The following is a 20,105-nucleotide window of genomic DNA, read 5'->3' on the forward strand; positions in this document are numbered from 1 at the left end:
TTCAGGCCACCAGCAGTTGGTGGGAGGCCAGGTCTCGGTAGAGCGCGCTGGACTTGATGAGTTCGTGGTGGGTGCCCAGGCCCACCACCCTTCCGTGGTCGACGACGACGATCTGGTCGGCGTCGACCACGGTGGCCAGCCGATGAGCGACGATCAGCAGCGTGTGGTCGGTGGGGACGGCGTCGATCGCCGCGCGGAACGCCTGCTCGTTCCTGGCGTCGAGATTGCTGGTCGGCTCGTCCAGCAGCAGGATCGGAGGCGCGGCGAGGAGCGTACGGGCTATGGCCAGGCGCTGGCGTTCACCGCCGGACAGCAGGACGCCGCCTTCGCCCACCTGCGCGTCCAGTCCGAGCGGAGACCGCTTCACGATCTCGTCAAGGTTGACGCGATTCAGGACGTCTGTTATTTCGTCGTCGGACAGGTCAGGCGCGGACAGTGACAGGTTCTCCCGGAGCGTTCCGGCCAGGATCGGTGCCTCCTGCTCCACATAGCCGAGCCGGCTGCGCAGTTCGTCCCGTGACACCTGGCGGATGTCGGCCCCGCACAGCCGTATGGCGCCGGACCGTACGTCGTAGAAGCGCTCGGCCAACGCCAGCAGAGTCGACTTGCCGGCACCCGACGGACCGACCAGAGCCGTGCGGGTGCCATGGGAGAGGGCGAAGCTGATGTCCTCCACGACCGTCTCACCCTTGCCGTAACCGAACGTCACACGGTCGAAGGCGAGCGCTGGGACGGATCCGGTGCCGAAGACCGGGGTGGCCCCTCGGCCTTCTCGCGGCGGCTGGACGCGTACGACGTCCCCGTCCGTCTCGGCCGGCACACGCAGCACGTCCTCTATCCTCTGCAGCGCGCCAAGGCCGGTCTGCAACTGGGAGTAAGCGCCGATGAGCTGGCCCACCGGTATGATCAGGAAGAACAGGAAGAGCACGAACGCCACGAGGTCGCCGACCGAGAGTCCGCCGTCGGCAACCCTGGCCCCTCCCACACCCAGTACCAGCAGGAACACTCCCTGCGTCGCGATGTGTGCCACGGGCACCGTGAACGCCTGCAGTCGGGCGAGCCGCAGTCCCGTCCCGTAGGCACGGCGGGCACTGTGCACGATCGCCTCGGTCTCCCGCCGCTCCCCCCGCGCGGCCCGGATCGTCCGTACGCCGCGGATCGCGCGCTCCAGTCCGGACGTCATCTCTCCGAGCAGCATCTGGGCCTGTTCGGAGGCCGGGCGGGTACGGTGCGCGATCGCCGCCGCTCCCGCGAGACCGGTGAGGAGTCCCCCGGCGGTGACCGCGAACAGCAGGGGGTCGACCAGGAACGCCGCGACCGCCGCGCCAATGATCATCAGCATCCCGGTGAAGATCTCGAACAGCCCCGAGGTGACGACGGACCGCAGCATCGAGCTGTCCGATCCGATGCGGGAGAGCAGATCCCCGGTACGGCGGCTGTCGTACTCGGCGACGGGGAGTCTCAGCACATGCCCCGCGAGCCTCTGTCGTATCCGCAGCACAACGCCTTCACCGACGCGCCGCAGCATGTAGTCCCGGATTCCGTTGACCACGGCCGCGCCCACCAGCAGCGAGACGAGCGCGACGGTGGATGCCACGGTCGACCGCGACTCCGAGATGGCGTCGATGACCGACCGCACCAGCACGGGCTGGAGGAGCGTCCCGCCGGCGGCGACCAGGGAGAGTACCGCCGCGAGAGACATGGCGAGCGCGTGCCCGCGCATGTAGCGCACGAGGTCACGAGTCCGCACCCGGCCGTCCTGCTTCATCGTCGTCCTTCCGGAGGGAAGGGCATGGCATTCCACCTGCTCTCTCGTATGTTCCGCCGATGACCCGGCCGACCGCGCCGAGGGCTTGCGGCGAGTGAGCCCGCCCTCGGCGCGGTCGGATTCGGTCAGCAACTCGTGCTGACCCAGCTGCACTTGCAGCAGACCGACGTCCAGCTGCTCGCGAGGACGTCCTGGTTGTTCGCCTCGGACTCCATTCCCTGGAGCCCCAGTACGAAGTTCGCCATGATGTGTTCACCTCCTTCCCTGATCGGACTGCGGTGGTCTCGGCCGTGTGCGGCGCGGGCCGCAAGGTGCGGTCAGCGGTGCTCGGACGTGGTGATTCCGGCACCGGCCGCGGTGGCCGAGGGGTCTTGGTGGGGAGGCGTCCACGGCTCGGGGCCGAGGAACGGCAGCAGTTCGCCGGTCCTCCCCGCGAGTACGTTGATCAGCTGGAGCACGCCGGCTGATCCCGTACCCAAATCTGTGGAGGCGCGGAGATTCTGGTCACCTGGGAAGATGAGGCCGAACTCGTCGGACAGCGCGTGGAGGTTGAGGGATGCCACGCCCTCGTCGACGCGCTTGTCCGCATCCGGCCAGTCGAGGCGGTGCTTCACCTGGCGCAGCGCGCCGATCAGCCCGGTTCTCCCGTTGAGCAGTCCCGCTCCGATGCTGAACTCGGTGGCACAGGCGAGGCTCAGCTCCGGCAGGGCACCCTCGATACGCTCGTCGCTCACATGACGGAGGATCAGATCGCTCACCATCGCCACGCCCGCGCTGCCCGTAGCGAGGTAGGGCAGCACCCGGGCACCGTTCTTGACCTGGAGGGTGCCGTCCGGCATGGACTCGCATTCGTCCAGGTCCCGGTGCAGGGCGGTGACGGCCGCTCGCCGCCAGCGTTCTTCACCGGTCACCTCGTACACCCGGATCATGAAGAGAGCCAGTCCCGACCAGCCGTACAGCAGTCCGCCCCAGAAATTCTCGACGGCGTTTCCGTTACGGTCCCTGAGCAGCGAGTCGGCGGAGAGGGAGCCCGCACCCACGGCGAACCTGCCGGAGTCGACGGACCCCTCGACGACGGCCGCGGTACGGACGGCGTGGTCGAGGAAGCGTGGCTCCGCCGAACGACGGTAGAAGTCCAGGCTCGTCAGCCCGATTCCGGACAGGCCGTCGAACAACTTCGTCCCGAACAGCCCCGCGCTTTCCTCCGCGACCTTGTCGTAGATCGCGAACGCGGTGTCCGCGCGGCCCATCCGGTGCAGGACCCAGCAGATTCCGGCCGCTCCGTCGTATAGCCCCAGCCGGGGAACACGGCTGGTGAGAATGTCGTGCTCCAGCCAGTCGACGTAGGGGGCAAGTTCCGTGACTCCCGCAGTGTGCAGAGCGTCGATCACTCCGGCGGCACCGAAGGCGATCCCTCCGCCGCCGTGGAAGAACTGATTGATGTCTCCCGGGAAGAGCCGGTCCTGCCGGTCCGGTGTGGCCGTACGGCGGATCGACGCCTGGAGCGCCCTCTCCTGGACGTACCAGGGGCCGGCCGCCGTGGTGAAGGCCAGCTCCGGATCGGCGGGGCGCAAGCCTGACTGGGCCGGGCCGGGAGCCGCCAAGGAACGGCGCAGCTCCGTCACCACATCCTCGTCCAGCTCCAGACGGTCCCGGGCCGTGTCGATGAACGTAACCGCCTTGGCCGGGCAGAGCGCGAGGAGCGAGATCAGCGGAAAGTACAGGCACAGGCGAATGGCGTTGAGCGAGTAGCGATCGGCCTCAAATCCACGTAAGGAGTCGGGGGCGGCGAATCCCGGAACACCGAGTGGTCGCGGCCCGGCATCGCTTTCCCGCCGCATGGCTTCGAAATCGATCAACGAGATGTTCAGATCCTCGTCAATCATGACGTTACCCGGGTGCAGGTCGTTGAACACATACCCCCTCCCGTGAATGCTCCGTACCGCCTGCTCCAACTGATCCATGATGACGTCCACCGAATCCCGGTATCCCTGAGTCTCGTTCCCGTCACCGATTCCCGAAAGAAAGAGGTAGTTCTGTGCGACCCAGCTCTGCAAGGACTGTCCGTAGACGTGTTCCATGGCCAAAAACTCATGCCCGCCCAGCGTGTGACAATCGAAGACCTGCGGGATTCCGGGAAGTCCCTGCAGATCGGACAGGACCGCATACTCTCTCCGCAGCCGCGCAGTCGCGTCCTCGCCAGTGCGGTCAAGCCCCGCATAGGGCCTGCCCTCCTTGAGGACGACTTCCATTCCGTCCCGGAGCCGACGGGCTCGGTACACGCCGCCACCGTTGGAGAAATGAAGAACTCCGAGTACATCGTACGGAAATTCTGAGGGCTGCTCACCGGATATTCGCGGGCGAACCGCTTCCGCGAGGAAGTCGGGAACCTCAACCCATTCGGGGAGCACGAAGCGCGGCTCGCGGTGATCGGCCACCAGCACCCCGTCGGGCCGTTCGATCGCAGCGACTTGGGTACCGTCGTCCACATGGGCGAACCGGAGCATGAAGGCTCCGTACCGGATGTACAGCGGCCCCTCGTTCCATCGCAGGTCGCTGAGAATGTACGGCCCCGGCCAGCCGCCGATCTTCCGGTCGAGGTCTTCCAGCGTTCTGCGCAGTTCCGCAGGGCTTCTGGTGTAGATGGTGATGAACTTTCCGCTGGCCTCTCGGGGTGCATACTTCGCACTCCTCGCCTGCATGACCAGGGAGTGCGGAAGAAACTTGAAGTGGAGCGTGCGCTTGAAGCAGTACTCGGCCACTGCCTTCAGGGTTTCTATGGCATTTTCCAGAGTGCTGGAAACATGTATTTTCCAGCCTTGCACGGGAAGTTTCGGCGTTCCAACCGGAGGCTGAATCCGAGTCCACTGCTCTTCGACCGAGCGACGCCAACCGGAGGGCTCTCCAATATGGCTTCCATAGTCCACCCAACCCCCATCCAGAGATACTCTTTCCGGAGTCTCGTAAAATCTTGGATTGGCCACACAGTAAGCCGGATAGCGGAGATCCATTGGATCATCCCCCCGTTCCGTAGCAGCAGATTCCGGATTGCCTCCATCGGCGACGTAAGCGAGTCTGCCAAAGCGTCGAGACGCAGTCCTTAGCAGAGTGGGACTTCTTCTTGACGATATGCGCCATGTACAGTCATCTGCTCTACGCCACCGATGCGGGGGAAGGTGTAAAAGTCATGCAAGCCGAGCGATTGCGTATCGTCGAACGGTTCGACCGGTGGGACGACGAGATCAACATCGGTCCCCTCAGGCTCTTCCGATTAGCCCAGCCGCCGACGGCAGCGCTGGGTACGCCGTGCCACGGGGGCGCGGCCGACCCGGACCAGTACCATCTCGTGCTCCCCCTGCAAGGTGCAGTGAAATTGGGGAACTCCACCCGTTCCAGGGTCTTCACACCCGGCGACATGTTCCTGGTCGACACCCCCTGTCCGCCCGTGTTCGACGCCGGCGTCCCTCGCACCCACCAGCCTCCCGATGTGGTGCCCTCGCCCCTGGTGGCCCTGAGGCTCCAGATCCCCAAGGAACTCGTCCCGCTGCCGACCGACCTGATGGACTCGCTGATGGCCACGCCCCTGCGGCAGCACAACGTGTTCGGCCTGACCCTGTCGCGCCTACTGGTCGACCTCTTGTGCCACCCCGTCAGCTTCTCCGCCGCGCAGGGGCACCGGCTCTCCGGAGTTCTGCTGGAACTCCTCGCCGGGATGCTCGGTTCACAGACGAGCGAGGACGCCATGTCGGAGGGGACCTACGACGACCTGTTCATCCGTGTCCAGGATTTCATCCAGCAGCATCTGGGAGACCCCGAGTTGACTCCCGCGCAGGTCGCCGCCGAACACCACATCTCGCGCCGTCACCTGCAACGTCTCTTCCAGCAGCGCGGCATCACGGTGGCCGCCTCGATACGACAGCAGCGACTGGAACGCGCGTGCTGCGACCTCATCGCTCCACACCTGGCCACGTACCCCATCAGTGCCATCGCTGCCCGGTGGGGTTTTCGCCACGCGGCTGACTTCAGCCGCGCCTTTCGCAAGGCGTACGGGGTCGCACCGTCGGACTTCCGGCTCGCGCGTACGGGGAGGCGCTGCGCCCCGTGAGGAACCGGTCCTCGGGCACCCCTCGTGTTTCACAGTTCTCGGATGCGCGTCGTACGTGAGTACGTGAACTCGTATGCGTCGTCTGACTCGTTGAGACGAGGCCGGTCAGTGAAGCTTCCCTGTGGTCCTGGACACCGGATGAACCTCTTCGTCCTGGCCCGCAGAGGTGATTGGCCTCGTGAGCGGCGCCCTGTTGGTTCCGTGCTCTTCCATGCCGGACGTTCCGTACGAGCTCGTCGAGCATGTCTCCCGGGGCAGCCACACCTGAAGGTGTGAACTGCGTTCGCACTGGCGCAAGTCCAGCCTGCTCTCCTCTCGAACTTTCGTGAGGGTGGTGCCCAGGCCGGTTGCCCGGCTGTCGCATCGAGTGGGCTCCGGGTCCCACTGCCCGGGGTCGCCATGTGGTGCTGTCCCCGGAACGGAACCTGGCCGATCAGCCCAGGTTGGGCAGGAGCAAAGCTTCCCCGTGATCTTGGGCACTCGATGCCTACGCCACGGGGACGCGTTCCTGTTCGAGGCGGCGCCGGGTCTCCAGCGGGGTGAGACAACGCCAGCGGTTGGCGGCGCAGGCGCTGTCGACTGGAGAAGGTCGCGACAAGAACGAGGCTGTCCGCGCGGGCACTGGACCGGTCGGACCAGTGGCGGGTTCCGGTCTCCTCCTCCAGCAGTGTGCGGAACGATTCGGCGGTGGCGTGGTCGAAGCATGAGCCGGTGGTGACGTAGGTGATGTCGTCGGCCGGCTTCGTCCCCAGCAGGATCGCGGTGAAGTCTCGGCAGAGGAGGCCCGGAACGGACCCCTCCCTTTTAGCGGGGCAGGTCGAGTCCTCGCGCCTGCGCTGTATGACACCGCTGATGCCACGTTCACGCATGACGCGTTCGATCCGTTTGCAGTTCACGCGGTGTCCGAGCCGGCGCGGCTCCTCGCACTCGGCCGTCGTCAGTTCCCCTGGCGTCCCCTGCCCACGGCCGATCGTGTCCGGCTTACCCCGGTTCCGCAGCACCGAACTCGATCTCCCTGGCCACCTCGGCGACGGTCTTCCCCGAGGGACGGACGAGCGCGACCGCGTCCCGTCCGAACCCCTCCGTGCACCGTCTGCTGTGGTTGCCCTTGTCTCCTACCTGGCACTACTTCCTCTGGAACCTCACGCACCAGCCTCCAGGTGTCCACGACCAAGGAGAAGGTTCACCCGAGGCCAAGTCCGCGGGATTCACCAGCTGCGAGCCATTACTGAAGCGCACGTTGCCGTTCGCTCGACGCGGACCACCGCTGCATGATCACCAGCCCACGCCACCCCCGCACACGCTGCATGGAGCGGGGAGCGGCCGCGTGAAACAGTCGAAAGACCATTCCCGCAGGTAAGCGGCCTGGAACCCCCCATCGCTGCAGGTCGCCACGTCCGCCGGTTCCTTCCGGGACATCTAGGCACGCGGCGGGCCCGGCGTCTTCGTGCCGGGCCCCTGGCGGGTCAGGGGTGGGTGAGGGTCACCTCGCGGGTGTCTCGGGCGTGGAAGTGGGGCAGGGGGAGGCTGGGGGCGGGGGTGAGTTCCATGAGGGTCGCCTCGGCTCTGGCCTTGCCGGGGGTGAGGGTGGAGGGGGAGGGTCTGCCGGTGTTGTGCCAGGTGTGTTCGGCGCCGTCGCAGATCGCGGTGGTGCCGCCGATGCCGTGGCGGAGCTTTCCTTCCGGGTCCTGGTCCACGGAGGAGCTGATGAAGGCGGGGCCTGTGGTGGCGAGGCAGCGGTAGGTGCCGGAGAGGGTGACCGTACCGTCGGTGGTGATGCGGGCCATGGGGTCGACTGTCACGGAGTGGGTGGGCATGGGTTCGTACGGGTCGGCGGTGGCCTGGGCGGTGGGGGTGGACAGCAGGAGCAGTGCGGCGCCGGCGGCTGTGCCGAGGGCGGAGCGGAAGGTCATGGTGTACCTCCTGGGTGGGGGTTTCTGTAGGTTTCCACCGATACCGGGGTATCCGCCCCGGTTCCCTGACGGTTCCGCCGGGCCGGCGCCGAGTCCATGCCATCGGGCCACCCGGATGCGTCCGTACGGCGGCACCGGCGTCGGCGATCCGTCCCGGAGTTGTCCTGGTGTTGTCACGCTTGCGGCGGAGCCGTTCCGATGAGTTCGTGAGGGGAGCATGGTCTGTCCATGCGGGACGGTCCGCTCGGGCCGCTCCCCCGGATGCGGAGGTGTGCCATGTGTTCCCACGACGTCCCCGAGACCCCGGTCCACGCCCACGTCGTCGCCGCCCACCCCGAGCAGGGGTGGAACCTCCTGTGCGACGGGACGATCGTCTTCGACGACTGCGGGGAACTGCTGCCGGACGGGCGCGTGGTCGCTCCGGTGGGGCGGCTGGTGGCGGCCTGAGGGTAACGCCTTGAGAATTACACGGCCTCGCTACTCCAGCACCGCGACCCCGTCCAGCTCCACCAGCGCCGCCTCGTCCCACAGGCGGACGATCCCGACGACGGCCATCGCCGGATAGTCACGGCCCGCCAACTCCCGCCACACCCGCCCGAGTTCGGGCGCGGCGGCGCGGTACGCGGCGACGTCCGTGACGTAGACGGTGACCCGCGCGAGGTCGGCCGGGCGGCCGCCGGCCGCCGCGAGGGCCGTCAGCAGGTTGCCGAGCGCCGTCGAGAACTGCTCGGTCAGCGTCTGCCCCACGACCTTCCCGTCCGCGTCGAGCGCGGTCTGTCCGGCGAGGAACACGACGCGGGTGCCGGTGGCGACGACGGCGTGGGAGAAGCCGGTGGGCGGGGCGAGCCCGGCGGGGTTCACGCGGTCGACGCTCACCCGGCGCTCCCCCGCGACGCCTCCCGTTCCCGGTACAACTCCCGTGCGATGATCCCCCGTTGCACCTCGCTCGCCCCCTCGTAGATGCGCGGCGCGCGCACCTCCCGGTACAGGTGCTCCAGCAGATGCCCCCGCCGCAGCGCCCGCGCCCCGTGCAACTGGACGGCGGTGTCGACGACGTGCTGCGCGGCCTCGGTGGCGAACAGCTTGGCCATGGCGACCCGGCGGGGCACGTCGGCGGCGCCGGCGTCGTAGGCGTCGGCCGCCGCGTGGACGAGGAGGCGGGCCGCCTCGACGCGGACGGACATCTCGGCGACCTGGTGGGCGACGGCCTGGAGGTCGCGCAGCTTGCCGCCGAACGCGTCGCGCCGCGCCGTCCAGTCGAGGGTGGCGTCGAGGGCGGCCTGGGCCATGCCGACGGCGAAGGCGCCGACGCTGGGCCGGAAGCGGTCGAGGGTTTCCATCGCGACGCGGAAGCCCCGGCCGGCGTCGCCGAGGACGTCGTCGGGGCCGACGGGGACGGAGTCGAAGGTGAGCGTGCCGATGGGGTGCGGGGAGAGCATGTCGAGGGGTTCGCCGGTGAGTCCGGGGCGGTCGGCGGGGACGAGGAACGCGGTGACGCCTCGGGCGCCGACGCCGCCGGTGCGCGCGAAGACGGTGTAGAAGTCGGCGTGGGGCGCGTTGGAGATCCAGCACTTCTCGCCGGTCAACCGCCAGCCCCCGGCGCCCTGTTCGGGGTGGGCCCGCAGCGCGAGGGCCGCCGCGTCGGACCCCGCGCCGGGCTCGCTCAGCGCGAACGCGGCGACCGTGTGCCCGGCCCGGACGCCGGGCAGCCAGCGCTCGCGCTGCGCCGGACTCCCGTACGCGTGCACGGGATACGCGCCGAGTCCTTGGAGCGCGAGGGCGGTCTCGGCCTCGGTGCAGGCGTACGCGAGTGCTTCGCGCAGCTCGCAGAGGTCTCGTGCGCCGGTGGTGAACAGGCGTTCCAGGAGGCCCAGTTGACCGAGTTCGGCGACGAGTGGACGGTTGACCGTGCCGGGTTCGCCCTTGTCGGCCAGTGGACGCAGCCGCTCGGCGGCCAGGGTTCGCACCTCGGAACGCGCCATGGCGCACACCTCCTCGGCCACGACCATATCGCGCTCCCTTGACCGCCGTCACCAACACGTTACGCTCGACGCACGACCCCGAACCGACAAGGGGGCGAGCCACCTTGCAGCACTCGGCCCACGTCGACACCTTCGCGCGCGACCACCTCCCGCCGCCCGGCGACTGGCCCGAACTCCGCTTCGACCTCCCGGAGTTGGCCTACCCGCCCCGTCTGAACTGCGCCGCCGCCCTGCTCACCGGACAGCCCGGGGAGCGCCCCGCGTTCCACACCCCGGCCTCGACCTGGTCGTACGACGAGCTGCGCGGCCGCGTCGACCGGATCGCGCACGTCCTGACCGGCGAGCTGGGCATCGTCCCCGGCAACCGGGTGCTGCTGCGCGGGCCCACCACGCCCTGGCTCGCGGCCTGTTGGCTGGCGGTGCTGAAGGCGGGCGCGATCGCCGTCACCGTCCTCGCGCAGCAGCGCGCGCACGAGCTGGCGACGATGTGCGAGATCGCGCGGGTGAGCCACGCCCTGTGCGACGCGCGCTGTCTGGACGACCTGGTCAAGGCGGAGGTGCCGGGCCTGAGGATCACCGCGTTCGGCGGGGACGCGGCGGACGACCTGCTGAACCGGCCGACGTCCGAACTCCCTTACCCGGCGGCCGACACGGCCGCCGACGACGTCGCGCTGATCGCGTTCACGTCGGGGACGACCGGGCGGCCGAAGGGGTGCGCGCACTTCCACCGGGACGTGCTGGCGATCGCGGACACGTTCGCGCGGCACGTGCTGCGGCCGACGGCGGACGACGTGTTCGCGGGGAGTCCGCCGCTCGGGTTCACGTTCGGGCTCGGCGGGCTCGTCGTGTTCCCGCTGCGGGCCGGGGCGAGCGCGCTGCTCCTCGAACAGGCGGGCCCGCAGGCGCTGTTGGGGGCGATCGCCGAGCACCGGGTGTCGGTGCTGTTCACCGCGCCGACGGCGTACCGCGCGATGCTCGGCGAACTCGGCGCCCATGACGTGTCGTCGCTGCGGCGCTGTGTGTCCGCCGGGGAGAACCTGCCGGCGGCGACCTGGCGGGCGTGGCACGAGCGGACGGGGCTGCGGATCGTCAACGGCATCGGCGCGACCGAGCTGTTGCACATCTTCATCTCCGCCGCCGACGAGCTGATCCGGCCGGGGACGACCGGGGTTCCGGTGCCGGGGTGGCAGGCCGAGGTGCAGGACGCCTTCGGGAGACCGGTTCCTGACGGTACGTCAGGGCTGCTCGCGGTGCGCGGGCCCGTCGGGTGCCGGTACCTCGACGACCCCCGGCAGCGGGAGTACGTGCGCGGTGGCTGGAACATCACCGGGGACACGTATGTCCGGGAGCCGGACGGGTACTTCAGGTACGTCGCGCGCGCCGACGACATGATCGTGTCGGCCGGGTACAACATCGCCGGGCCCGAGGTGGAGGAGGCGCTGCTGCGGCATCCGGACGTGCTGGAGGCGGCCGTCGTGGGGCGGCCCGACGAGGAGCGGGGGCAGGTCGTGGTGGCGTACGTGGTGGTGCGTGAGGGGGCGCGGCGGGACGCGGACGCGCTCCGGGCGTTCGTGAAGGCGGAGTTGGCGCCCTACAAGTGTCCGCGCGAGGTCGCCTTCCTCGCGGAGCTGCCGCGTACGGCGACCGGGAAACTCCAGCGGTTCAGGCTGCGCGGCGACGGTCTCACCGGTGGTGACCAGCACTGATGCCGACGACCTAAGATGATCAACGTGTCCGACCAGCATGCACCACGGTCTCTGATCGTCACCCTCTACGGCGCCTACGGCCGCTCGGTGCCGGGCCCGGTGCCCGTCGCCGAGCTGATCCGGCTGCTCGCCGCGGTGGGGGTCGACGCGCCCTCCGTCCGGTCCTCGGTGTCCCGGCTGAAACGGCGTGGACTGCTGCTGCCCGCGCGTACTCTGCGGGGCGCGGCGGGGTACGAACTGTCGGCGCAGGCCCGCCAGTTGATGGAGGACGGCGACCGGCGCATCTACGCGACCGAGCCGCCCGGCGACGAGGGCTGGGTGCTCGCGGTGTTCTCGGTGCCGGAGTCCGAGCGGCAGAAACGGCACGTGCTGCGCTCCCGGCTCGCCGGGCTCGGGTTCGGGACGGCCGCGCCCGGGGTGTGGATCGCGCCGGCGCGGCTGCACGACGAGACGCGGCACACGCTGGAGCGGCTGGGGCTCGGGCCGTACGTCGATCTGTTCCGGGGCGAGCACCTGGGGTTCGCGGCGACCGTGGAGGCGGTGTCGCGGTGGTGGGACCTCGCGGCGATCGCCAAGGAGCACGAGACGTTCCTCGACACGCACGGGCCGGTGCTGCGGGCCTGGAGCGAGCGGTCCGACACGCCCCCGCAGGAGGCGTACCGGGACTATCTGCTGGCGCTGGACTCCTGGCGGCGGCTGCCGTACGCCGATCCGGGGCTGCCCGCGCGGCTGCTGCCGGCCGACTGGCCGGGGGTGCGGTCGGCGCGGGTGTTCCACGCGCTGCACGAGCGACTGCGGGCGGCCGGCGAGGAGTTCGTGCGCGCGGGGCAGGGCCCGGTGTGAACGGCGGTCCCCGGCACCGCAGTCTGTGACTCCTCGGCTCAACTCCCCAGCCTCAGGCGTGGTTTCGGGCCGTCCGTGCGGCCGGTGCGCGGGGGTCGGCTGCCCGCCCGGTACTGCGCCGGCCAGCTCACCCCGGGGCCCTCGTAGCCCTGTTCGGCCGCCGCGTGGAGGGTCCAGTGGGGGTCGTAGAGGTGGGGGCGGGCGAGGGCGCAGAGGTCGGTGCGGCCCGCCAGGAGGAGGGAGTTGACGTCGTCCCAGGAGGAGATGGCGCCGACGGCTATGACGGGGACGGCGAGCCGGTTGCGGATGCGGTCGGCGTAGGGGGTCTGGTAGGAGCGGCCGAAGTCGGGGGCCTCGTCGGGGACGACCTGGCCCGTGGAGACGTCGATCGCGTCGGCGCCGTGGACGGTGAACGCCCGGGCGATCTCCAGGGCCTGCGCCTCGGTCGTGCCTCCCGGGGCCCAGTCCGTCGCCGAGATGCGGACGGTCATGGGGCGCTGCGGGGGCCAGACGTCGCGGACGGCGTCGAAGACCTCCAGGGGGAAGCGGAGGCGGCGGGTGAGGGTGCCGCCGTAGGCGTCGGTGCGGTGGTTGGTGAGGGGGGAGAGGAAGCTGGAGAGCAAGTAGCCGTGGGCGCAGTGGAGTTCGAGGAGGTCGAAGCCGGCGCGGGCGGCGCGGGTCGCGGCGGCGGTGAACTGGTGGCGGATGTCGGCAAGTTGGGCGCGGGTGAGTTCGCGCGGGAGCTGGCTTTCGGGGCGGTAGGGCAGCGGACTCGGCGCCACCAGGGGCCAGTTGCCGTCCGGGAGGGGTTCGTCGATACCCTCCCACATCACCTTCGTCGAGCCCTTGCGGCCCGCGTGCCCGAGCTGGACGCCGATCGCCGCGCCCGGGGCCTGTGCGTGGACGAAGTCGGTGATCCGGCGCCAGGCGGCGGCCTGCCGGGCGTCGTAGAGGCCGGCGCAGCCGGGGGTGATCCGGCCCTCGGGGCTGACGCAGACCATCTCGGTCATCACGAGCCCCGCCCCGCCGAGCGCCCGCGCGCCGAGGTGAACGAGGTGGAAGTCGCCGGGGACGCCGTCGGTCGCGGAGTACATGTCCATCGGCGAGACGACGACCCGGTTGCGCAGCGTCAGTCCGCGCAGCCGCAGCGGCGTGAACATGGGCGGCGTCCCCGGCGGGCACCCGAACTCCCGTTCCACGGACGCCGTGAAGCCGGCGTCGCGCAGCCGGAGGTTGTCGTGGGTGACGCGGCGGCTGCGGGTGAGGAGGTTGAAGGCGAACCGGCGCGGCGGCTGCCCGACGTACAGCGCAAGGTCCTCGAACCATTCGAGGCTGGCGCGCGCGGCCCGCTGCGTGGAGGCGACGACCGGCCGCCGCTCCGCCTCGTAGGCCGCCAACGCCCGCTCCAGGTCCGGCTGTTCGGCGAGGCACGCGGCGAGCGCGAGGGCGTCCTCGACGGCGAGTTTGGTGCCGGAGCCGATGGAGAAGTGCGCGGTGTGGGCGGCGTCCCCGAGGAGGACGACGTTGCCGCTGGACCAGCGTTCGTTGACGACCGTGCGGAACGTCGTCCAGGCGGAGTTGTTCGACCGCAGGGGGTGGCCGCGCAGGGTGTCCTTGAAGAGTTCGGCGCAGCGTTCGAGGGTGAACTCCCCGGCCCGCCAGACCTCTTCGCGCATCTCGACGATGACGGTGGAGGCGCCGGGCCCCTGCGCCGAGGGGCGCGTGTAGGGGTATCCGTGCAGTTGCACCACGCCTTCGTCCGTCTCCGCGATGTCGAACCGGAACGCGTCGAGGGCGAGGTCGGTGGCGAGCCAGATGTAGCGGCAGCGGTGGGACGTCAGCCGGGGCCGGAACGCGCTCGCGAACGTCTCCCGGGTCGGGCTGTGCACGCCGTCGGCGGCGATGACGAGGTCGTGCGTCTCGGCGAGCCACGCCGGGTAGGGGGCCTCGGTGCGGAACCTCAGGTCGACGCCGAGGTCCCGGCAGCGGGCGTGCAGGATCGCGAGGAGCCGGCGCCGGCCGAGCGCCGCGAACCCGTGGCCCCGGGAGACGTGCCGGCGTCCCCGGTGGGTGATCTCGATCGCGTCCCAGCGCACGAACTCCCGCTCCAGGGCGGCGTACACGGCCGGGTCGGCGTGCTCGATGCCGCCCAGCGTCTCGTCGGACAGGACGACGCCGAAGCCGAAGGTGTCGTCGGGCGCGTTGCGTTCCCAGACGGTGATCTCCCGTGCCGGGTCGAGGCGTTTGAGGAGGGCCGCGGCGTAGAGCCCGCCGGGTCCGCCACCGATGACGGCGATCCGGCCGCCGCGCCCGGCCCGAGCGGCGGACGCCCGCCGACGCGGGTCCCGGCTCACGCCCACACCGGCACCGGCACCGGCACCCGCCTCACGACCCCCGCCCCCGCCCCCGCCCCCGCTGGCACCCGAGCCCGCTTCCCGGCCTTCGTCCACGCCCACGCCCGAGCCCGCCGCACGGCCCTCGCCCACGCCGGCGCCCAAACCCGCCTCACGACCCACGCCCACACCGGCACCCGAACCCGCCTCACGACCCCCGCCCCCGCCGCCCGTCCCCCGCCCGCTCACCGTCCTTCCCACTTCGGCGCCCGCTTCTGTGTGAACGCGGCGTGGAACTCCCGGTAGTCGGCGCCGGTCATGAGCAACGCCTGGGTGGCGGCGTCGAGTTCGACGGCGGCGGCGAGCGGCATGTCCAACTCGGCGGTCAGCAGCGCCTTGGTCTGCGCGTACGCGAGGGCGGGACCGCCCGCGAGGCGGCGGGCGAGGGCGAGCGCGGTCTCGTCGGCGTCGCCGGCTTCCGTCAACTGGCTGATGAGGCCGATGCGTTCGGCCTCCGGGGCGCGTACCGGCTCGCCCAGCATGAGCAGCCGGGTCGCGTGTCCGAGGCCGACGACGCGCGGCAGGAGGTAGGCGGCGCCCATGTCGCCGCCGGAGAGCCCGACCCGGGTGAAGAGGAACGCGAAGCGTGCGCTCGGGTCGGCGATCCGGAAGTCGGCGGCGAGCGCGAGGACGGCGCCGGCGCCCGCCGCGACGCCGTGGACGGCGGCGATCACCGGGAACGGGGCCTCGCGCACCGCCCGTACGACCTGCCCGGTCATCCGGTTGAAGTCGAGGAGCTGGGCGGTGTCCATGGCGAGGGTGGCGCCGATGATCTCGTCGACGTCGCCGCCGGAACAGAAGCCGCCGCCCTCGCCGGTGAGGACGAGGGCCCGTGCGGACCGCTCCCGCGACAACTCGGCGAGCAGGTCGCGCAGGTCGGCGTAGGCGCCGAAGGTGAGGGCGTTGAGCTTCGCCGGGCGGGCGAGGGTGACGGTGGCGACGGCGTCGGTGACATCGACACTCAGGTGTTCCCAACGGGGGGTGCGCGCGGCGGATCCGGTGAAGGGACTCACACCGTCGAAGTTATCACTCGTACGTGACTGTCGTCACGAGTGCGATATAGCAGTGTCACCGCTCGTCGATAACGCGGTAACAGCGGGATAGGCGGGCCTGGAGTGGCCGTTGAGACGGGTAGGTCCCCGGTGCCGCGCCTGGTGCGCGGGAGCCGGGGGCCGCCGTACCATTCCACAAAGTTGAAAGCAGGACTGCCTGATGTCGATCACGGGGACCTGCGCCATGAACGGACTCGCCTTGCACGAACGACCGGCCTCAGCATCCTGGCGCGTCGCGCTGCCGCACACCGCCGCCGCCGTGCCCGTGGCGCGGGCCCTGGTCCGCACCGCGCTGGCGGAGGTCGAGCACGGCGCGGACAGCGACACGGCGGAGCTGCTGACGGCCGAGCTGGTGGCGAACGCGGTCGAGCACACGGCCGGGAGCGAGCCGATAGAGCTGGTCGTGCACCTGCTGCCGAGCGGCTGCCAGGTCGAGGTCCACGACCAGGACCCGGCCGCGCCGGGCGAGCTGACGCGGCCGGCCGGGGGCGAGCCCGATCCCTGGCAGGAGCACGGGCGGGGGCTGCTGCTGATCCGCGCCCTCTCCTCGTCCTGCGGCCACCGGCCGACGGAGAAGGGGAAGGCGGTGTGGTTCAGGCTGGCGGTGCTCCCGAGGAGCTAGGGCCTGTCCGGCGGATCAGGCTGCGGTCGCGGGGCCTGGCACGCGCATCTGCGGCGTTGTCGTCGGTTGCCGACGCTCCGCGTCGCCGCCCTCCTCCGCCTTGCAGCTGCACGCACCAGACCCCGCTCCACCGGCGTCATCACGGGACCGCCGCTCTCGTACAGCCTGATCCGCCGGACAGGCCCTAGCCCAGCGTCGCCACCAGCACCGCCTTGATCGTGTGCATCCGGTTCTCCGCCTCGTCGAAGACGACCGAGTGCGCGGACTCGAAGACCTCGTCCGTGACCTCCAGGGACGCGAGTCCGTACGTCTCGAAGATCTCCTGGCCGACCTTCGTGCCGAGGTCGTGGAAGGCGGGCAGGCAGTGCAGGAACTTGACGTCGGGGTTGCCGGTGGCGCGCAGGACGTCCATCGTCACGGCGTACGGCGTGAGCGCGGCGATCCGCTCGGCCCACACCTCCTTCGGCTCGCCCATCGAGACCCAGACGTCCGTGGCGACGAAGTCGGCGCCCGCGACGCCCTCCGCGACGGTCTCGGTCAGCGTGATCCGGGCGCCGCTGCCTGTGGCCAGCTCCTGCGCGCGGTCGACGACGGACTGCGCGGGCCAGTACTGCTTCGGCGCGACGATCCGGACGTCCATGCCGAGCAGCGCGCCGGTGATCAGGTACGAGTTGCCCATGTTGAAGCGGGCGTCGCCGAGGTAGGCGAACGCGATGCCGGTCAGGTCCTTGGGGCAGTGCTCGGTCATCGTCAGGACGTCCGCGAGCATCTGCGTGGGGTGCCAGTCGTCCGTGAGGCCGTTGTAGACGGGCACGCCGGCGTACGCGGCCAGCTCCTCGACCTTCTGCTGGCTGTCGCCCCGGTACTCGATCCCGTCGTACATCCGGCCGAGGACGCGCGCGGTGTCCTTCACGGACTCCTTGTGCCCGATCTGCGAGCCCGACGGGTCGAGGTACGTCGTCGAGGCGCCCTGGTCGGCGGCGGCGACCTCGAACGCGCAGCGGGTGCGGGTCGACGTCTTCTCGAAGATCAGCGCGATGTTCTTCCCGGTCAGCCGGCGTGTCTCCGTGCCCGCCTTCTTCGCCGCCTTCAGCTCGGCGGCCAGCCCGAGCAGACCGCGCAGCTCCTCGGCGGTGAAGTCCAGCTCCTTGAGGAAGTGGCGGCCGGCGAGGGCGGTCGGGGCTGTCGCCATGGGGGCGCTCCAGAGGTACGTGAAACAGACTGACCTGTGGAAGTCTATACGACGCTCAGCATTTCTATTCAGGCTGTGGTGCGACGATATGCGTACGCCGCCGTCATACCGCGTCCCGCTCGACCGGGCAGCTCATACAGCGCGGCCCGCCCCTCCCCCGGCCCAGCTCGCTGCCCGGGATCTCGATCACCTCGATGCCCTGTTTGCGCAGGTGGGTGTTCGTGGTCGCGTTGCGCTCGTACGCGACGACGACGCCCGGCTCGACGGCGAGGACGTTGCAGCCGTCGTCCCACTGCTCCCGTTCCGCCGCGTGCACGTCCTGCGTGGCGGTCAGTACGCGGATCTCGTTCAGGCCGAGGGCCGCCGCGATCGCCCTGTGCATGTGCTCCGGCGGGTGGTCGGTGACCTTCAACTCCTTCTCCCCGACGCCGGGTTCGATGGTGTACGAGCGGAGCATGCCGAGGCCCGCGTACTGCGTGAACGTGTCGCCGTCGACCATCGTCATCACCGTGTCCAGGTGCATGAACGCGCGTCTCTTCGGCATGTCCAGCGCGACGATCGTCTCCGCCGAGCCCGCCGCGAACAGCTTGTGCGCGAGCATTTCGACGGCCTGCGGGGTGGTGCGTTCGCTCATGCCGATCAGGACGGCGCCGTTGCCGATGACGAGGACGTCGCCGCCCTCGATCGTCGACGGGTAGTCGGCCTGGCCCTCCGACCACACGTGGAACCGCTCGTCCCGGAACAGGGGGTGGTGCCGGTAGATCGCCTCGAAGTGCACGGTCTCGCGCTGTCTCGCCGGCCAGCGCATCGCGTTGATCGACACGCCGTCGTAGATCCACGCGGACGTGTCCCTCGTGAACAGGTGGTTCGGCAGCGGGCCCAGCAAGAAGTCGTCCAGCTCCATCACGTGGAACCTCACGGACGCCGGTTCCGGGTGCGCCTCCAGGAACTCCCGCTTCGTCATCCCGCCGACCAGCACCTCCGCCAGCTCACCGGCCGCCAGCGTCTCGAACTCCGCCCTCAGGTGGTCCGTCGCGAGCGGACCGTACTCCTTTTCATCGAAGACCCGGTCCAGCACGAGCGCCCTCGCGGCCGGCAGAGCGAGCGTTTCTTCGAGCAGATCCCCGAACAGGTGCACAGCGACGCCCCTGTCCCTCAACACATCCGCGAACCCGTCATGCTCAGCACGGGCACGCCGCACCCAGAGCACGTCATCAAAGAGCAACGCGTCCTTGTTACTCGGCGTGAGCCTCTTCAGCTCGATGTCCGGCCGATGCAGAATGACGCGGCGCAGCCGCCCGGTCTCGGAGTCAACATGGAATCCCATGCCTCCATCCTGACCAGTGAGGGCCGGGTTCACCCGGTTTCTCGGGGGGCTTTCTGGAGGCGGGTCCGGAGGGGTGGGGTGGAGGGGTGGGTTGCGGGGTGCTTTGGAGGTGCGGGTGCGGGGGCAGCTCGTGGAGGGGCTTAGGCGGGGGCGGCTCACGAAGCGGTGCGGGGGATCGGCGCACCGGAATCCGCGATCACGTCCCGCTGGGTGGTGTACCGGCGCGGAGCCGGCGACTCGGCAGGCGGGCCCGCTGGGCCGGCGCCCGCGCAGCGCGTCGGGGAGGGGCTGGCGTCGGTGAGCAGCCCACGCCCTGGTCCCGGCGGAAGGCAGCGTGACCGCGCCTGCGGACGCCCGCCTCGGCGGAGACCGTCATGGGCTGCGTGCCGGAGGAGCGCGCGGCGCTTGATCCACTGCCCCTCCCCCGAGGCGTGACTGCACGCCCGCCCTCGCCCAGAGGGTTCCTCCGCGCGGGGCGGCCGTGCGGCAACGTCGCCGCGCTGGACGGACCACCCGTCCGCGGATCACGTCCCGGTGAGTGGTGTACCGGCGTGGAGCCGGCGACTGGGTGGCGTCCCGCCAAGTGGTGTATCCGCTCGACTGTCGCGGCTTCGCAGCTCGCGGCCGAGTTCCGCCCGTCGGTCCAGGGCCGGGCGGCCCCCGCTGCGCCGACCGGCTCACGCGGCGGCGCGGGCTTCGGCCGAGCCGGCGATCGCGGGGCGCTCGGCGAGCGCGGTCCGGAGGGCTCTACACCACTCGGCGGGACGCCACCGGCGACTCGGCAGGCGGGCCCCGCTGGGCCGGCGTCCGCGCCGCGCGTCGAGGAGGGGCTGGCGTCGGTGAGCAGCCGACGCCCTGGTCCGGCGAGTCGGCGGGCGCCGCTTCGGCTCCGGGCGGAGGCCGACGGTCCCGCATCGCCACACCACCCGGCGGGACACCATTCGTCCGCGCTTCCTTGTCGGGCTGAGGCGCCCCGCGCGGGCATCCTGGTGTTGCCCTCGCCGGTTCGCCATGGCGCAGGGGCACCCTCAGGCAGTCACGACCCTCGCGGCCACGGCCCTCGCGCGAACACAGGCCCCCTGAGGGCAGCCCGCCCGGTCCGGTTCGAAGTGCCGCTGGGTCCGGCCCGCTTCAACCCGGTCGGCCCCGCCCCGGCTCGGGCCGACCCGGCCCACACCGACCCGGCCCGGATCAGTTCCGGT

The 20,105-nt window shown here is 70.5% G+C and carries 14 protein-coding genes; 5 read left to right on the forward strand and 9 right to left on the reverse strand.

The features are described 5' to 3' along the window. Window position 1: 1 nt before the first annotated feature. The gene (locus IAG44_RS09385) at window positions 2-1,768 is read right to left on the reverse strand and encodes an ABC transporter ATP-binding protein (RefSeq protein ID WP_187746673.1); all 1,767 of its coding nucleotides are present in this window, start codon (window positions 1,766-1,768) and stop codon (window positions 2-4) included. A 317-nt stretch (window positions 1,769-2,085) separates the two neighbouring features. Then, window positions 2,086-4,779 (reverse strand): class III lanthionine synthetase LanKC, encoded by a 2,694-nt coding sequence (gene lanKC, locus IAG44_RS09390; protein WP_187746674.1) that lies wholly within the window; start codon window positions 4,777-4,779, stop codon window positions 2,086-2,088. A 125-nt stretch (window positions 4,780-4,904) separates the two neighbouring features. Here lanKC and IAG44_RS09395 point away from each other — a divergent pair, with 125 nt between their 5' ends. After that, on the forward strand, window positions 4,905-5,873 hold the full coding sequence (locus tag IAG44_RS09395; RefSeq protein ID WP_187746675.1) for a helix-turn-helix domain-containing protein: 969 nt from the start codon (window positions 4,905-4,907) through the stop codon (window positions 5,871-5,873). Window positions 5,874-7,339: 1,466 nt separating this feature from the next. On the opposite strand, the gene IAG44_RS09400 is transcribed toward IAG44_RS09395, so the two are convergent. Further along, window positions 7,340-7,786 carry a DUF6299 family protein gene (locus IAG44_RS09400; protein ID WP_187746676.1) on the reverse strand — a complete coding sequence of 149 codons (447 nt, stop codon included), beginning with the start codon at window positions 7,784-7,786 and terminating at the stop codon, window positions 7,340-7,342. A gap of 276 nt (window positions 7,787-8,062) precedes the next feature. Here IAG44_RS09400 and IAG44_RS09405 point away from each other — a divergent pair, with 276 nt between their 5' ends. Further along, window positions 8,063-8,233: a DUF5999 family protein gene (locus tag IAG44_RS09405; protein WP_187746677.1), complete on the forward strand. Its 171-nt coding sequence runs from the start codon at window positions 8,063-8,065 to the stop codon at window positions 8,231-8,233. Between the two features lie 30 nt (window positions 8,234-8,263). On the opposite strand, the gene IAG44_RS09410 is transcribed toward IAG44_RS09405, so the two are convergent. Both IAG44_RS09410 and IAG44_RS09415 read right to left on the reverse strand, forming a co-directional pair. After that, complete coding sequence (locus tag IAG44_RS09410; RefSeq protein ID WP_187746678.1) at window positions 8,264-8,662, reverse strand: RidA family protein; 399 nt, start codon at window positions 8,660-8,662, stop codon at window positions 8,264-8,266. Beyond that, window positions 8,659-9,768 carry an acyl-CoA dehydrogenase family protein gene (locus IAG44_RS09415; RefSeq protein ID WP_246561600.1) on the reverse strand — a complete coding sequence of 370 codons (1,110 nt, stop codon included), beginning with the start codon at window positions 9,766-9,768 and terminating at the stop codon, window positions 8,659-8,661. The genes IAG44_RS09410 and IAG44_RS09415 overlap by 4 nt, the downstream gene beginning before the upstream one ends. 104 nt (window positions 9,769-9,872) lie before the next feature. On the opposite strand from IAG44_RS09415, the gene IAG44_RS09420 reads away from it, so the two are divergent. Both IAG44_RS09420 and IAG44_RS09425 read left to right on the forward strand, forming a co-directional pair. Then, the gene (locus IAG44_RS09420) at window positions 9,873-11,474 is read left to right on the forward strand and encodes an AMP-binding protein (RefSeq protein WP_187746680.1); all 1,602 of its coding nucleotides are present in this window, start codon (window positions 9,873-9,875) and stop codon (window positions 11,472-11,474) included. A gap of 15 nt (window positions 11,475-11,489) precedes the next feature. Then, window positions 11,490-12,317: a PaaX family transcriptional regulator gene (locus IAG44_RS09425; RefSeq protein WP_187746681.1), complete on the forward strand. Its 828-nt coding sequence runs from the start codon at window positions 11,490-11,492 to the stop codon at window positions 12,315-12,317. A 38-nt stretch (window positions 12,318-12,355) separates the two neighbouring features. Here the strand turns inward: IAG44_RS09425 and IAG44_RS09430 are convergent, their stop codons facing one another. Further along, window positions 12,356-14,671: a bifunctional salicylyl-CoA 5-hydroxylase/oxidoreductase gene (locus IAG44_RS09430; RefSeq protein WP_246561603.1), complete on the reverse strand. Its 2,316-nt coding sequence runs from the start codon at window positions 14,669-14,671 to the stop codon at window positions 12,356-12,358. Between the two features lie 224 nt (window positions 14,672-14,895). After that, window positions 14,896-15,723 (reverse strand): enoyl-CoA hydratase family protein, encoded by an 828-nt coding sequence (locus IAG44_RS09435; protein WP_187746682.1) that lies wholly within the window; start codon window positions 15,721-15,723, stop codon window positions 14,896-14,898. A 223-nt stretch (window positions 15,724-15,946) separates the two neighbouring features. Here IAG44_RS09435 and IAG44_RS09440 point away from each other — a divergent pair, with 223 nt between their 5' ends. After that, window positions 15,947-16,384 (forward strand): ATP-binding protein, encoded by a 438-nt coding sequence (locus IAG44_RS09440; protein WP_187752594.1) that lies wholly within the window; start codon window positions 15,947-15,949, stop codon window positions 16,382-16,384. Window positions 16,385-16,568: 184 nt separating this feature from the next. Here the strand turns inward: IAG44_RS09440 and argF are convergent, their stop codons facing one another. Beyond that, window positions 16,569-17,576, reverse strand: a complete 1,008-nt coding sequence (argF, locus tag IAG44_RS09445) for an ornithine carbamoyltransferase (protein ID WP_187746683.1) — start codon at window positions 17,574-17,576, stop codon at window positions 16,569-16,571. Window positions 17,577-17,679: 103 nt separating this feature from the next. Next, window positions 17,680-18,903, reverse strand: coding sequence for an arginine deiminase (locus IAG44_RS09450; protein WP_187746684.1), 1,224 nt, complete (start codon window positions 18,901-18,903; stop codon window positions 17,680-17,682). Window positions 18,904-20,105 lie beyond the last annotated feature (1,202 nt).

This window comes from Streptomyces roseirectus, assembly GCF_014489635.1.
Classification (GTDB): domain Bacteria; phylum Actinomycetota; class Actinomycetes; order Streptomycetales; family Streptomycetaceae; genus Streptomyces; species Streptomyces roseirectus.